The organism is Rhizobium sp. BR 249 (assembly GCF_047445895.1).
Classification (GTDB): domain Bacteria; phylum Pseudomonadota; class Alphaproteobacteria; order Rhizobiales; family Rhizobiaceae; genus Rhizobium.
On the sequence record NZ_JARWKX010000004.1, the window covers coordinates 177,656 to 190,693 of the forward strand.

Below are 13,038 nucleotides of genomic sequence, written 5' to 3' on the forward strand. Positions count from 1 at the left end.
CGCGCCTCCTGGGGCTTGACGCTCGGAAGAACTATAGCGTGAAAGCCCGTCGCTGCCAGGGTTTTCGGCACCTCTTCGGCCGCAAGGGCCAAAATAGGACAGCAACACTGCCCTAATTCATCAGTTCCATGCCAGAAACGATCTCGGTCCGCAAGAGCGTCACGTCAAAAATCGTGATTTTGCGACGTAAGATTGCCAGATAATCCACGATGGCGAAATAAAATTACGCATTCAAGCCTTATTCTTTTTATTGATTGCGCAATTCAATTTTCGTGATGTGTCGGGGGCGATAACCTTGATCCCGTGAAGCTTTGGCGTAAAGTCCGCTGCGAACCTCCCAGCTCCTTCCACTCCCCACGGTCTCCGCCATGTTCTTTGCTTCCGATAATTGGGCTGGCGCCCACCGATCCATTGCCGAACGCCTGCTCGCGGAATCGGCCGGCTTCGCTCCTGCCTATGGCGCCGGCGATCTCGACAAAAAGGTCGAGGCCCGCTTCTCAGAGATCTTCGAGCGTGAGGTTTCCGTCTTCTTCGTCGCCACCGGCACGGCCGCCAACTCGCTGGCGCTGGCGAGCGTCCAGCGGCCCGGCGGGATTACCTTTTGCCATTCGGAAGCCCATGTGATCGAAGATGAATGCGGCGCGCCGGAATTCTTCTCCGGCTCCGCCCGCCTGATCGCCGTCGAAGGCGAAGCGGGCAAGATCGATCCGGCCAGTCTCTCGGCGAAGATCGCGCACTTCCCCGAGGATGCCCTCCGTCATGGCCGCGCCAGCGCCGTGACCATCACCCAGGCGACCGAGATCGGCACCGTCTATTCGCTGCCGGAGATCGGTGAGATCGCCGCCATATCGAGGAAGCGCAACCTGCCGCTCCACATGGATGGCGCCCGCTTCGCCAATGCACTGGTGGCCCTCGGCGCCACCCCAGCCGAAATGACCTGGAAGCGTGGCGTCGACATGCTGTCCTTCGGCGGCACCAAGAACGGCTGCTGGTGCGCGGAAGCGATCGTCTTCTTCAACCCGGACCAGGCAAAGGAGATGCCTTTCATCCGCAAACGCGCCGCCCAGCATTTCTCCAAGTCGCGCTTCATCGCGGCCCAGTTCGATGCCTATTTCGAAAACGGCCTCTGGCTCGATCTCGCCCGCCATTCGAACACCATGGCCGACCGCTTGCGCGCCGGCATCGGCGCCAGCGGCGCCGCACGCCTGGCCTGGCCGACCGCATCCAACGAAGTCTTTGCCGTCATCAGCAAAAGAGCAGCCAAAACCGCCGAGGAAAAGGGCGCGAAATTCTACGAATGGCCTGTCCCCACGACAACGCCCGATCTCGTTTCCGAAAGCGAGACCCTGATCCGCCTCGTCACCAGCTTCGCGACGACCGAGGCAGACGTCGATGGCTTCCTCAAGTGTCTGGCGGCCTGATCGCCCGGACGGCGATGTCTTACGCCGACTTCAGCCTTCTCACCTTTTGCAGAATATCGTCCGAAAGTGCGGCGACCAGCGCCTGATCCGCTCCCTTGCGCGGCACCAGCACGAATTCCACATCCTCCAGCACCGGCAGCCGTCCCGCGGCAATTTCCTTCAGCCCTGAAGGAGCCATGCTGCGCGGCTGCACCAAGACACCCATTCCGGCCCGCGCCGCCGCCGTCAGGCCGCTGAGGCTGCCGCAGGTGCAGACGATCCGCCATGCCACGCCGTTTCGCCCAAGCGCCTCCAGCGCGATCGCCCGCGTGACGCTCGGCGGCGGAAAAGCGATCAGCGGCAAGAGGCCGGAGGCGAGCACATGCTCGGGATCGCGCGCCAGCCAGACGAGCGGCTCGCGATAGACCAGTTTCCCCCGCGCGTCGCCGAGCCGGCGCTTGGCGAGCACCAGATCGATCTCGCCATTGTCCTGCATCTCGTAAAGGACGCCCGATAGCGCCACTGTCAGTTCCAGGTCGACGGATGGATGCGAGCGAACGAAATCCTCCAGCACCGCCGGCAGCTGGCTGGTGACGAAATCCTCCGAAACCCCGAGCCGCAGGCTGCCGCGCAGGCTGTTGCTCCTAAACAGCGACTGCACCTGCCCCTCGATCGAGAGCATGGCGCGCGCATGCGAAAGCAGCGCCTCGCCATCGCCGGTCAGCATTACCTTGTGCGTGTCGCGCGCCAGCAGCTTGCGCCCGAGCGTGGCTTCAAGCCGCTGTATGTGCTGGCTGACTGTGGATTGGCCGAGACCCAGCCTTTCCGCGGCAAGCGTGAAGCTGCCCATCTGTTCGACGGCAACGAAACTGCGCAATTGCGAGAGGTCGATCAAATCCTGATCCTCGATAACTGTTATTTCTTGCATCCTGGATCATAATGGACGACAGAACAATGACTATTCTTATTGCTGCGAGACCGCCATGCGCCGTTTTCTGCCCGATACGTTCACGATCCTGCTCGTCTGCACCGTCATCCTCGCCTCCCTGTTTCCGGCGAGCGGCAGCTTCGCGCATTATTTCGGCATCGCGACCGACCTTGCCATCGCGGCGCTGTTTTTCCTGCATGGCGCGCGCCTTTCCCGTGATGTCGTCATATCGGGCCTCCTGCACTGGCGCCTGCATCTCGTCATCCTGCTGACGACCTTCGGCGTCTTCCCGCTGCTCGGTCTGGCACTCGGCTTCATCCCCGATACGATCCTGCCGCAGCCGCTTTATCTCGGCATCCTCTTCCTCTGCGTGCTGCCGTCGACGGTGCAGTCGTCGATCGCCTTCACCTCGATGGCCGGCGGCAACGTGCCCGCCGCGATCTGCTCGGCTTCTGCTTCCAACATTTTCGGCATGTTCCTGACGCCGCTGCTCGTCGGCCTGCTCTTTTCCGTGGGCGGCCATCGCGGCTTCTCCTTCGACGCGCTTCAGCAAATCCTGCTGCAACTGCTTGCGCCCTTCATCGTCGGCCAGATCCTGCAGCCCTGGATCGGTGATTGGATTCGCGCCAAGAAGAAGATCCTGATGCCCGTCGACCGCGGCTCGATCCTGATGGTCGTCTATCTCGCCTTCTCGACGGCGGTCGTCGAAGGACTGTGGCGCACCTTCTCGATCGCCGACATCGCGGTCGTCATCGTCGCCGACATCGTGCTTCTGGCGTTTGTCCTGGTTTTGACGATGTTCGGCAGCCGCCGGCTGGGCTTCAACAAGGCCGACGAAATCACCATCACTTTCTGCGGCTCGAAGAAGAGCCTGGCCAGCGGCGTGCCGATGGCGAATGTCATCTTCGCCGGCCAGTCGATCGGCGCGATCGTTCTGCCCTTGATGCTGTTCCACCAGATCCAGCTCATGGCCTGCGCCGTCATCGCCCAGAAATACGCCGCCGCTGCGGCCCGCCGCGCAACGGAACAGCAGATCAAGGATGCCGCCAGCCCTGCCTGAGCGGCAAATGAAAACGGCGCCCCGTGGGAGCGCCGTCCGCTTCCTCGCAAGGGAAGAATGATCAGCCGTTGATGACCTGCGCCTCGATGGCCTTCGGAGCCTCGACCGGCTCGGCGGCAATCGCGATCTTGCGAGGCTTCATGGCCTCGGGAATGTTGCGCAGAAGGTCGATGTGCAGCAGGCCGTTCTTCAGCGAAGCGGCTGACACCTCGACGTGATCGGCAAGCTGGAAGCGGCGCTCGAAGGCGCGCTTGGCAATGCCGCGATAGAGGAATTCGCCGCCTTCGGCGGTTTCCTCGTTCTTTTCGCCCTTCACCGACAGCACATGGGCATGGGCCTCGATCGAAAGCTCGGTTTCGTCGAAACCGGCGACGGCCATGGTGATGCGATAGGTGTTTTCACCGGTGCGCTCGATATTGTAGGGCGGATAGGTCTGGGCCTGCTCCGGCTGGGCAAGGCTGTCGAGCATGGTGAAGAGACGGTCGAAACCGACGGTCGAGCGATAGAGGGGAGAGAAGTCTACGTGACGCATGATGTCCTCCTGCGGAAGCGACGTGTTGCGATAAAATGCCCCTGAAACCCCATCTTTGGCGGCCTCGGGACGGTTGCGCGGGCCCTGTCCGGCACCCGCAGGATGGAGATGGTGATGGGATTTACGGAGTTCAAGACCTTTCCGGAATCACCTCGATCGGCCGTGAACCTGGCATGAACGGCTGGTTCGGAACGCGTTCAGGCACCACCGCCTAGGAATCGCAGGTCGGGTAAATCTGGTCCCGATGGCTGAAGTGCATCGTCCCTTCTTCTTCGGCCTCAACTTCGGCCGGCTGCGAGCACCCTCATGCTCCTGCCGGCCCTTTTACCCCCGCCTGCCTTGCCGGCGCACCGCTTTCCAAGCCGCATGCCATGCGCTATCCCTGATAGGCGAAGCAGTCAGCAGCGGCGCATTGGCAAGGTCATGGATCAGGTTCTCTATTCGACGCCCGACAATCCCGCCCCGGAAAACCGGACCGAAGGGTTCTTCGAAACCCATGACGGCCACCGGCTGCGTTACGCCGTTTTTCGCGCCAATGCCCAGGTCGCCAAGGGCACGGTCGTCATCATGCATGGCCGCAACGAGTATATCGAAAAATATTTCGAGACGATCCGCGACCTGACGGCCAGGGGTCTCTGGGTCGCGACCTTCGATCTGCGCGGCCAGGGCGGTTCGTCGCGGCTCTTGAAACGCCGCAATCACGGCCATATCAGACGCTTCGCCGATTACGAGCGCGATCTCGATACCTTCCTCGAAAAAGTCGTGCTGCCGGATACGCGCCTGCCCTTCTACCTGCTCGGCCATTCCACCGGCGGGCTGATCGCGCTGTCGGCTGCCCCCTATCTCAACACCCGTATCGATCGCATGGTGCTATCGGCGCCCTTCATCGGGCTGACCGGCCAATCCGCCTCGCCCCGCGTCATCCGCACCCTTGCCGGCGCGCTGACCGCCGTCGGCCTCGGCTTCATGCCGCTGACCTCGAAACTGAAGGAGCCGGATTTCCGCGACAATCCCCTGACCTCGGACGAAACCCGCTTCGAGCGCAATGTCGCGATGATGAAGGCGCATCCGGAATTGACGCTCGGGCCGCCGACGGCCCGCTGGCTGACCGAAGCCTTCCGCACCATGGACCGGGTCACCTCGCCCAATCATCTCTTCTCGATCACCATCCCCACCATCGTCATTGCCCCGACACGCGACGGCGTCGTGCCCTACACGGCGCAGGAGCGGCTCTCGCGTTACTTCCGCGCCGGCCAGTTGGTGCCGATCAACGGCGCCCGCCACGAGATCTTCCAGGAAAGGGATATCTACCGCGCCGCAGCGCTCGCCGCCTTCCACGCCTTCATCCCCGGCAGTGATGCCGAGGAGAACCAGGACGTCGCCGCCCTCGGCACGTGAGGGCATCGGCTTCGCCGAGCCCGGGGGCATCGGCTTCGCCGAGCCCGGATTAACGCTGCAGGATGGCGATTGCCTGCTCGTAGACGGCGCGGCTGCCGGCGGCGATGATCGAGCCGCCATTTTCCGGCCGTCCGCCGTCCCAGGTGGTGATGATGCCGCCCGCCCCCTCGATGACGGGAATGAGGCCGCCGACGTCATAAGGCTTCAGACCGTTTTCGACGACGAGATCGATATGACCCGCGGCAAGCAGCGCATAGGCATAACAATCGCACCCATAGCGGAAGAGCCGTACCTGGCTCTCGATCTCCCGGTATTTCTCCATCTCCTCGCCGGCGAAGAGATGCGGCGAGGTGGTGAACAGGATGGCGTTCGAAAGCGCCTCGCACCGGCGCGTCGCCAGCCGCCGCTCACCTTCCGGGCCGATATAGATCGAGCCGTTCTGGTCGGCGAAATAGCGCTCGCCGGTAAACGGCTGTTCGATCATGCCCATGATCGCCCGGCCTTGTTTCTGCAGGCCGATCAGCGTCCCCCATACCGGCAGGCCGGAGATGAACGCGCGCGTACCGTCGATCGGATCGATCACCCAGACATAGTCGCGGTCGAGCCCGATATTGCCGTGCTCCTCGCCGAGGATGCCATGATCGGGAAAACTCTCCTCGATCAGCGCCCGGATGGCGAGTTCGGCCGCCCGGTCTCCCTCCGTCACCGGATCGAAACCGGAGGAAAGCTTGTTCGTGACATCGAGGCCGGAGCGGAAACGCGGCAGCGTCTCGGCCTTGGCGGCCTCCGCCAGGCGATTGAAGAACGAGCGGTCAGGAAGCATGATGGCACCGTTTGGCTGGCGGGATTGGCGCTTTTCATAGCGAAAAGCAACGGGAATGCAAACGCGGCAGGCAATTTCCGTTTGATTGCCCAAAGATATCGCAATGCAATATATTGCTTGACATTTGTGCAATGCAAAAGTAGTGTCTTCAGTACAGTCTTCTGACTGTAAATACCCTCCTTGGGTGTTTCCTCCCTAGACTTAGCCGCGCTCACGAGCGCGGTTCTTTTTTGGCCTTTGACAAAAGACCAAGCTCCTGAAGATCCCTGAAATCGACAAAAGTTTATTCGGCGGCCAGAGCCCGGTCGCCGGCGAATTTCTCGACGTAATCCGCCATCTGCCGCATGAACGCCTCTACGGCGTCGGCCACCACCGCAAAATCCTCGCGTTTCTCCAGCGTCACCTCGTCGACATAGATCGCCCGGTTCACTTCGATCTGCAGCGCATGCAGCCCGCGCGAAGGCCGGCCGTAATGTTCGGTGATGAAGCCGCCGGCATAGGGCTTGTTGCGGATCGCCGCAAAACCCATCTCTTCGAGGATCGCGATCGCCGCACGCGAAAGCTCGGCCGAGGCGCTGGTGCCGTAGCGATCGCCGATGATGAAATCGGGCCGCCCGGTGCAGCCCGCCACCCGCACATTGCCCGGCATCGAGTGGCAGTCGATCAGCACGCCGAAGCCGAACTGCACGTGGGTTCGGGCAATCAGCCGGCGCAGTGCCGCATGATAGGGCTTGTAGACCGCCTCGACCCGATCGAGCCCTTCCTGCACCGGCAGACGCCGCGCATAGATTTCCATATTTTCGGCGACGATGCGCGGGATGGTGCCGAGCCCGCCGGCGACACGCAGCGAATTGACATTTGCATAGGGCGGCAACAGCCCGTCGAACATGCGCGGATCGAGTTCGTAGGGCTCGCGATTGACGTCGAGATAGGCGCGCGGAAAGTTGGCGACGAGCAGCGGCGCGCCGAGGGCGACGGCCGAAGCGAAGAGCTCGTCGACGTAATGATCCTCCGAGCGGCGGATGGCGATGCCTTCCAGCCTCGACTGGGCGATGAATTCCGGTGGATAAACCCGGCCGCTATGGGGGGAGTTGTAGACGAAAGGAATGGTCTGCGACACGGGCTCAAGAACCTCAAAAAGCTCGTATTCGCCTATTTCCGGCACTTCTGGCCCTCTTTACCATGTCATGAACTGACTGCTTCGCCCATGTTGCCAGTTGCCCGGCCTCAAGTCCATACTATGTAGAAGGGATGGCGGTCGCGCATAGGCAATTCACCGGTTGTTTACCGGGCAAAGACTAGTGTAAACGGCTGGCAGCCCACCCAAAACCTATTGATTAGCGGTCTGGATTGATGACTCAGAAGATACTTCTCGCCGAAGACGACAATGATATGCGCCGTTTCCTGGTGAAAGCGCTCGAAAAGGCCGGCTACAAGGTCCTTTCTTACGACAATGGCGCGAGCGCCTATGACCGGCTGCGCGAGGAGCCGTTTTCCCTGCTCCTGACCGATATCGTCATGCCCGAAATGGACGGCATCGAGCTGGCGCGCCGCGCCACCGAACTCGATCCCGACCTGAAGGTGATGTTCATCACCGGTTTTGCCGCCGTGGCGCTGAACCCCGATTCGAAGGCGCCGAAGGATGCGAAGGTCCTTTCCAAGCCTTTCCACCTGCGCGACCTCGTCGACGAGGTCAACAAAATGCTTGCCGCGTAAGGCTTATCGGGCGGCGCGTCACAAAACTGAAAAAAGCCTATTGACGGCTCCGAAGGTTTTGTGATCTATGCGCCGCCATCGGATGGGCGTGTAGCTCAGCGGGAGAGCACTACGTTGACATCGTAGGGGTCACAGGTTCAATCCCTGTCACGCCCACCATCCTAATTCGCTGAAAAGCAAGGCCTTTCGAGAAATCGAGAGGCCTTTTTACATAATGGCCCCGCAGGTTCGATAAACCTGCCAATAGGAGTTCTCAGCGTGGCGCAGGTTATTAAACGACGCAAAACTCTTGTGGTTTCCAGCGACAAGATTTCCCTCGCAAAGGGCATCAGCCTCCCGCAGGGACGCTATCCCGTCACTGCCGAATATGTCGTGTCACATATGCGCGGCAGGCCGGTCGAGCAGGCCGGCCGGGTGATGCTTCACCTGACGCGGCAGAATCTCCTGGACCATGGCGTCGATCTCACAGGCAGCGCGATGTTGGGCAGCGACATCGATGTAAGCGGCAACGTGGCGCGCAAGGAAGCCACTCTGGAGTGATTTGCAGGGCATGGATGGTTGAGCACCGTCCTGCCCGGCAGGATGCGCGCCTCGAGAGGGCTCAAGCCAAATTCGGTCATGGAACCATGTGATTTTTTGCTGATCCGGCGCGCGGTGGGTTCGCCCGTCGCAAGCGGATGGGATTTAAAGGCGGAGAATTAGATTCTCGGTCGGTAGCGCCACAATTTTTCCGCCGCCTCGCCTTGCCGGCTTCCACAGCACCAACGGCTACGAAGGGCTGCAAGAACAAACTTGCAAATCGTCACCCGGCCACGGCCTGACTTCCATCCTCACCGGAGGCGAACCGGTGGAAAAGACAAGCAACATGTCCTGGCGATTCACGATGGCCGTCCGGTTTTACCCGAGTCATGCGGATGGCGTTTGCGGCATGCCCGCATATGAGAACCTGCTCACGCCAGCGACAATTGTATAGTGACGCCGACAGCTCAACCCCTCGTTGCCGAACCTCGTTTTTGTGACGGAGAGATGACAGGTTTGTGACAAAACGCGTGTTATTTCAGCAACATAGCTGACACGCCCTGTTGTCATGATCGACAATGACGTTGCAGCGCAACATGCCCTGTGTAACTTCCGCGGCGAGGCAGGCACCGAGCCAAAAAGGGGCCGCTTCGGTCACACGGGATGAAGATACGTAGGGACTGCCGATGGCAACGGTCTTCATCCTCTTGCATCTGAACTGGAGGTTATTCCATGAACATCAAGAGCCTTCTTCTCGGCTCCGCTGCTGCTCTCGCAGCAGTATCCGGCGCTCAGGCTGCTGACGCTATCGTCGCTGCTGAGCCGGAACCGGTTGAATATGTCCGCGTCTGCGACGCTTACGGCACCGGCTACTTCTACATCCCGGGCACCGAAACCTGCCTGAAGATCAACGGCTACGTCCGTTTCCAGGTTGACGTCGCTCCGAACGCCAGCTCGATTGGCGCTGGCGGCGGCGGTTCCGTCGCCAACGACTCCGATTGGGACGCCCGTACGCGCGGTCAGGTTCAGTTCACGGCCAAGAGCGACACCGAGTACGGTCCGCTGACCGGCGTCATTGTCATGCAGTTCAATGCTGACAACGCTTCGGCCCAGAAGGCCCAGCTCGACTCCGCTTACATCGACATCGCAGGCTTCCGCGCTGGTCTGTTCTACAGCTGGTGGGACGACGGCCTCTCCGGCGAGACCGACGACATCGGTTCTCCGGTAACGCTGCATAACTCCATCCGTTATCAGTACGAAACCGACGCCTTCTACGCCGGCATCAGCGTCGACGAGCTGGAAGACAGCCCGTTCTACGATGGAGAAACCGCCAACAACGTCGGCGTTGCCGTCGGTCTCGGCGGCAAGGCTGGTATCTTCAGCTACCAGGTCACTGCCGGTTACGACACCGACAACGAAGAAGGCGCCGTCCGCGCCATGGGTACGGTTGCCGTCGGCCCGGGCACGCTCGGCCTCGCAGTCGTCTACGCATCCAACCCGAACGCCTACTACAACAAGGCTGAATGGGCGATCGCTGCTGAATACGCCATCAAGGCGACTGACAAGCTGAAGATCACCCCGGCTGTTCAGTACTACGACAACTACGGCATCACCGCTGGCGAGTTCAACGATGACGTCAACGCCTGGAAGGCCGGCGTAACGATCGACTACCAGATCGTCGACAACTTCTCGGCAAAGGTTTCGGTTCAGTACCTCGATCCGGACAATGCCGACGACGTAACCTCGGGCTACTTCCGCCTGCAGCGCGCGTTCTAACAAAGGGCTGCCGGCTAAACCGGCAGCTGCATATTCCTGATCCGACTGACCTCCGATCGGGAAAGAATGGGCCTGGACTTCCCTGCCTGGGCCCATTCCCCTTGAGCAGACACGCATCCAAGACGGCAGGCGCTTGATGAGCGCCTTGCCACCGTCGTGTCACATCGATTCATTGTCGATACCAGGCAGCCTTTGCCAAGCTGGATCTCGTAGCCAGCAAGCTCAACCAACTTTTCATTCATCTGCCGCCGATCGCCGAAACCGAGCCGGCGGACGACGGAATCTTTGTACCGCAGGAATAATCCAGCCAAATTCGGACACAGAACCATGCCATGGCGAACCGAGGATGAGGCAGTGATTCGCCTTGCCGGAATACGAGGCCGGGATTTGGGCCTAGGACATGGGGTTTGAGATCGAAATGAAATTATCCGCGCTTGCCGCCGCCGCTCTTTTTTCCACCGCCCTCGCCTTGCCGGCCTCTGCCGCGCCGGCTCCCGCCCCCGAGACCTTTCCCGGGGCGCCCGGCGTCATTACGCTTTCCGGCAAATGCGCCAAGCTCGTCGTCGCCAAGTTCGACGCCACGAAAGGCTGCAAGAACGAACTTGCCAGCGTCACGCTCGCCAATGGCACCGTGACCTTCATCTTCACCTCGGATGGCAAGGCGCTCGGCTTCCAGGGCGACGGCAGCGGCATCAAGCCCGCCTCCAACGGCAATGCCCGCCTGCCGCTCAGCCTCGTGACGACAGGTGTCGGCAACAAGATGACCGGTCAGGTCAAGGTCGCCGGCTTCTGCACCTTCGGCAATCCCTATGCCGGCAAGCCGATCGCGATCGAATGCACGGCCGAAAGCAAGGATTCCTCCTTCACCGGCAGCTTCCGCACCGGCGGCAAGCTGGTGAAGAAGGGCAAGTAACTCCCATCAGGCGGCACACCAGGGGCCGCCTGCAGTCCCCGGCTTGCGCGCCAATCCCTCGTTGATCAGCTGCGTACCGAAAGAACGCCCGTCGCGCGAGACGACGCGCGGCGCGCCAGAAGTTTCGGTCTTGCCAGCCGCGTTCATCGTGAAGGGTCCGGCGTTCAGAAGCGCCAGCAGACGCGCCTTGGCGGTAAAGGCTACCCTGCGCTCGTCATCGCAGCGCGCCCGGTCGGCGATCGGGCTTGTCATGTCGGCGATCACGATCTTTTCGCCCTTGTACCAGAAGACGCCGCCGTCGCCGACACAGTTGATGTGCGCGCCCTGCCCGCAATAGCCGAAGGCGGCCGTCCCGGTTTCCGGGGTCGCTGGAGAAGAAGCGGACGGCGTTGCCTTTACCGGCTGAGCGGTCGGCGTGGGGATGGCTGCCGGCGGCAACGGCTGCGCGGGCGACGGCGCCGCTTTCGGCGTCGGTGCGGCGAGCGCCACCTGCTTCGGCGGCGTGTCCTTCCTGACGGCCGGCTTCGCCTCCGTCATCTCCCGCATCGTCGCAGCCGGCTCCTTGCCGAGCATCGGCTTGATGCTCTTCCAATTGTCATAGGCGGCGATGCCGGCGATTGCGGCAATGCCGATCACCGTCCAGGGCAGCAGTCCGCCACCGCCGCTGCGCGCCTTGCTCTTTCCTCTGGCCGGCGCCTTGCGGCGGCCGCGTGTCCCTGTCTTGGCCATCTGTCCGATTCCCGTGAGGCCGGGATTATCGCCGCCCAATCCTTTCCGAAAGGTTGGCGCGGCGAAAGGATGATGCATCCTTCCCCGAACGGCCGCGCCAGACCGCGAAAGCCAGTGCGAAAACCGAACAAATCCAGCGCCCAGACGTTAGCCAGCGAAAAATGCCGCAGCCCGAGGAAATTTTCATGGATCTCATCTTCGCCGACATGATACCGGCATCGCGCATCCACTATCCCGTCATCTTTGCCCGCCTGCTCGGCGCCATCGTCTTCGGCGGCCTCATCGGCTTCGAGCGCGAGGCGCGTGACCGCCCTGCCGGCTTCCGCACGCATATTCTGATCAGCCTTGCCGCCGCCCTCTTCGCCATCATTTCGATCGAGGCCGTGCATATGCCGGGTTTTGCCGATGTCGAGCAGGTTCGAATCGATCCGCTGCGCGTCATCGAAGCCGTGACCGCAGGCGTCGCATTCCTGGCGGCAGGTATGATCGTCTTTGCCAGAGGTCGGATCCACGGGCTGACGACGGGCGCCGGCATGTGGCTCTCCGGCGCGATCGGCCTCGCCATGGGCTTCGGCTATTGGCCCGTTGCCTTCTTCGCGACGCTTGCCGCAATTTGCGTCCTCTTTGCCTTCGGCAAGCTCGAACAGCGGCTCGGCTATAATTCCGGACAGCGTGTCGATCGGGACGAGCGTCGATAGACAGCAAACGCCCGGCATCATGCCGGGCGCTCATGCTGACACCATTGTCTTCAGGTCATTCGGATGGTGCGGCCGAAGGATCGCTTTTCCCGACCGATGCCGGGTGAATGATCGGCGCGGCGAGCGGCTTCTGACGCTTGCCGATATCGATGCGTTCGTCGGCTGTCTCCCGGACTGCCTTCCATTCACTTTCGTGCCGGATGAAGATGTCGCGGGGCACAAAGTTCTCGGTCATATGCTTCACATCCTGTTTCGAATTGCCGTCGAAATGCCAAGAGGGCTTCCGGAAAGCCGGTTATTTCCTGCCCTTGATGTCGGGACCGCCCTTGGAGAGATCCGCGCCGCTCACATGGGCCGGCACATGAATGTCGTGGATGACGCCAGGCGTGAGAGTCAGGTCGACATGATGCGGCGGCAGCACCTGCGCCTTCTGCATGCGGTTCGGTCTTGCCCGCTTCATGCGGTCGGACGCTTCCGTGCGTTTGTCGGGGATATGGGTCGAAGTGTGCATCATCGGCCTCCTTTAAGCTCAACCAGGGTTTAACG

At 61.5% G+C, this 13,038-nt stretch carries 15 protein-coding genes and 1 tRNA gene; 9 read left to right on the forward strand and 7 right to left on the reverse strand.

Annotation, left to right across the window (positions count from 1 at the left end):
- Nucleotides 1-368: 368 nt before the first annotated feature.
- Entirely contained in the window at nucleotides 369-1,421 is a 1,053-nt protein-coding gene (locus QD408_RS06080) for a threonine aldolase family protein (RefSeq protein ID WP_414138671.1), read from the forward strand.
- A gap of 19 nt (nucleotides 1,422-1,440) precedes the next feature.
- Here QD408_RS06080 and QD408_RS06085 read toward each other — a convergent pair whose 3' ends face one another.
- Entirely contained in the window at nucleotides 1,441-2,295 is an 855-nt protein-coding gene (locus QD408_RS06085; RefSeq protein WP_414138711.1) for a LysR family transcriptional regulator, read from the reverse strand.
- Nucleotides 2,296-2,383: 88 nt separating this feature from the next.
- Here QD408_RS06085 and QD408_RS06090 point away from each other — a divergent pair, with 88 nt between their 5' ends.
- On the forward strand, nucleotides 2,384-3,388 hold the full coding sequence (locus tag QD408_RS06090) for a bile acid:sodium symporter family protein (protein WP_414138672.1): 1,005 nt from the start codon (nucleotides 2,384-2,386) through the stop codon (nucleotides 3,386-3,388).
- Between the two features lie 61 nt (nucleotides 3,389-3,449).
- Here the strand turns inward: QD408_RS06090 and QD408_RS06095 are convergent, their stop codons facing one another.
- Nucleotides 3,450-3,920 (reverse strand): Hsp20 family protein, encoded by a 471-nt coding sequence (locus tag QD408_RS06095; RefSeq protein ID WP_097597249.1) that lies wholly within the window; start codon nucleotides 3,918-3,920, stop codon nucleotides 3,450-3,452.
- Between the two features lie 423 nt (nucleotides 3,921-4,343).
- Between QD408_RS06095 and QD408_RS06100 the strand changes: the two genes are divergently transcribed.
- Nucleotides 4,344-5,318, forward strand: coding sequence for an alpha/beta fold hydrolase (locus QD408_RS06100; RefSeq protein ID WP_414138673.1), 975 nt, complete (start codon nucleotides 4,344-4,346; stop codon nucleotides 5,316-5,318).
- 49 nt (nucleotides 5,319-5,367) lie between these two features.
- Here the strand turns inward: QD408_RS06100 and hisN are convergent, their stop codons facing one another.
- Together hisN and QD408_RS06110 are read right to left on the reverse strand one after the other, a co-directional pair.
- Nucleotides 5,368-6,141 (reverse strand): histidinol-phosphatase, encoded by a 774-nt coding sequence (gene hisN, locus QD408_RS06105; protein WP_414138674.1) that lies wholly within the window; start codon nucleotides 6,139-6,141, stop codon nucleotides 5,368-5,370.
- Between the two features lie 283 nt (nucleotides 6,142-6,424).
- Nucleotides 6,425-7,306, reverse strand: coding sequence for an N-formylglutamate amidohydrolase (locus QD408_RS06110; protein ID WP_414138675.1), 882 nt, complete (start codon nucleotides 7,304-7,306; stop codon nucleotides 6,425-6,427).
- A 188-nt stretch (nucleotides 7,307-7,494) separates the two neighbouring features.
- On the opposite strand from QD408_RS06110, the gene cpdR1 reads away from it, so the two are divergent.
- The 5 genes from cpdR1 to QD408_RS06135 all read left to right on the forward strand — a co-directional run bounded on the left by cpdR1 (nucleotide 7,495) and on the right by QD408_RS06135 (nucleotide 11,065).
- Complete coding sequence (gene cpdR1 / locus QD408_RS06115) at nucleotides 7,495-7,857, forward strand: response regulator CpdR1 (RefSeq protein ID WP_003542883.1); 363 nt, start codon at nucleotides 7,495-7,497, stop codon at nucleotides 7,855-7,857.
- Between the two features lie 84 nt (nucleotides 7,858-7,941).
- Nucleotides 7,942-8,016, forward strand: a tRNA-Val gene (locus QD408_RS06120).
- A 99-nt stretch (nucleotides 8,017-8,115) separates the two neighbouring features.
- Entirely contained in the window at nucleotides 8,116-8,397 is a 282-nt protein-coding gene (locus QD408_RS06125; RefSeq protein WP_414138676.1) for a hypothetical protein, read from the forward strand.
- A gap of 711 nt (nucleotides 8,398-9,108) precedes the next feature.
- Nucleotides 9,109-10,152 carry a porin gene (locus tag QD408_RS06130; protein ID WP_414138677.1) on the forward strand — a complete coding sequence of 348 codons (1,044 nt, stop codon included), beginning with the start codon at nucleotides 9,109-9,111 and terminating at the stop codon, nucleotides 10,150-10,152.
- A 418-nt stretch (nucleotides 10,153-10,570) separates the two neighbouring features.
- The gene (locus QD408_RS06135; RefSeq protein ID WP_414138678.1) at nucleotides 10,571-11,065 is read left to right on the forward strand and encodes a hypothetical protein; all 495 of its coding nucleotides are present in this window, start codon (nucleotides 10,571-10,573) and stop codon (nucleotides 11,063-11,065) included.
- A 6-nt stretch (nucleotides 11,066-11,071) separates the two neighbouring features.
- Here QD408_RS06135 and QD408_RS06140 read toward each other — a convergent pair whose 3' ends face one another.
- Nucleotides 11,072-11,794: a hypothetical protein gene (locus tag QD408_RS06140; protein ID WP_414138679.1), complete on the reverse strand. Its 723-nt coding sequence runs from the start codon at nucleotides 11,792-11,794 to the stop codon at nucleotides 11,072-11,074.
- 185 nt (nucleotides 11,795-11,979) lie between these two features.
- Here QD408_RS06140 and QD408_RS06145 point away from each other — a divergent pair, with 185 nt between their 5' ends.
- On the forward strand, nucleotides 11,980-12,492 hold the full coding sequence (locus QD408_RS06145; protein ID WP_414138680.1) for an MgtC/SapB family protein: 513 nt from the start codon (nucleotides 11,980-11,982) through the stop codon (nucleotides 12,490-12,492).
- A 55-nt stretch (nucleotides 12,493-12,547) separates the two neighbouring features.
- On the opposite strand, the gene QD408_RS06150 is transcribed toward QD408_RS06145, so the two are convergent.
- Both QD408_RS06150 and QD408_RS06155 read right to left on the reverse strand, forming a co-directional pair.
- Nucleotides 12,548-12,727 (reverse strand): hypothetical protein, encoded by a 180-nt coding sequence (locus tag QD408_RS06150; RefSeq protein ID WP_414138681.1) that lies wholly within the window; start codon nucleotides 12,725-12,727, stop codon nucleotides 12,548-12,550.
- A 60-nt stretch (nucleotides 12,728-12,787) separates the two neighbouring features.
- Complete coding sequence (locus QD408_RS06155; RefSeq protein ID WP_414138682.1) at nucleotides 12,788-13,006, reverse strand: hypothetical protein; 219 nt, start codon at nucleotides 13,004-13,006, stop codon at nucleotides 12,788-12,790.
- Between the last annotated feature and the right edge of the window lie 32 nt (nucleotides 13,007-13,038).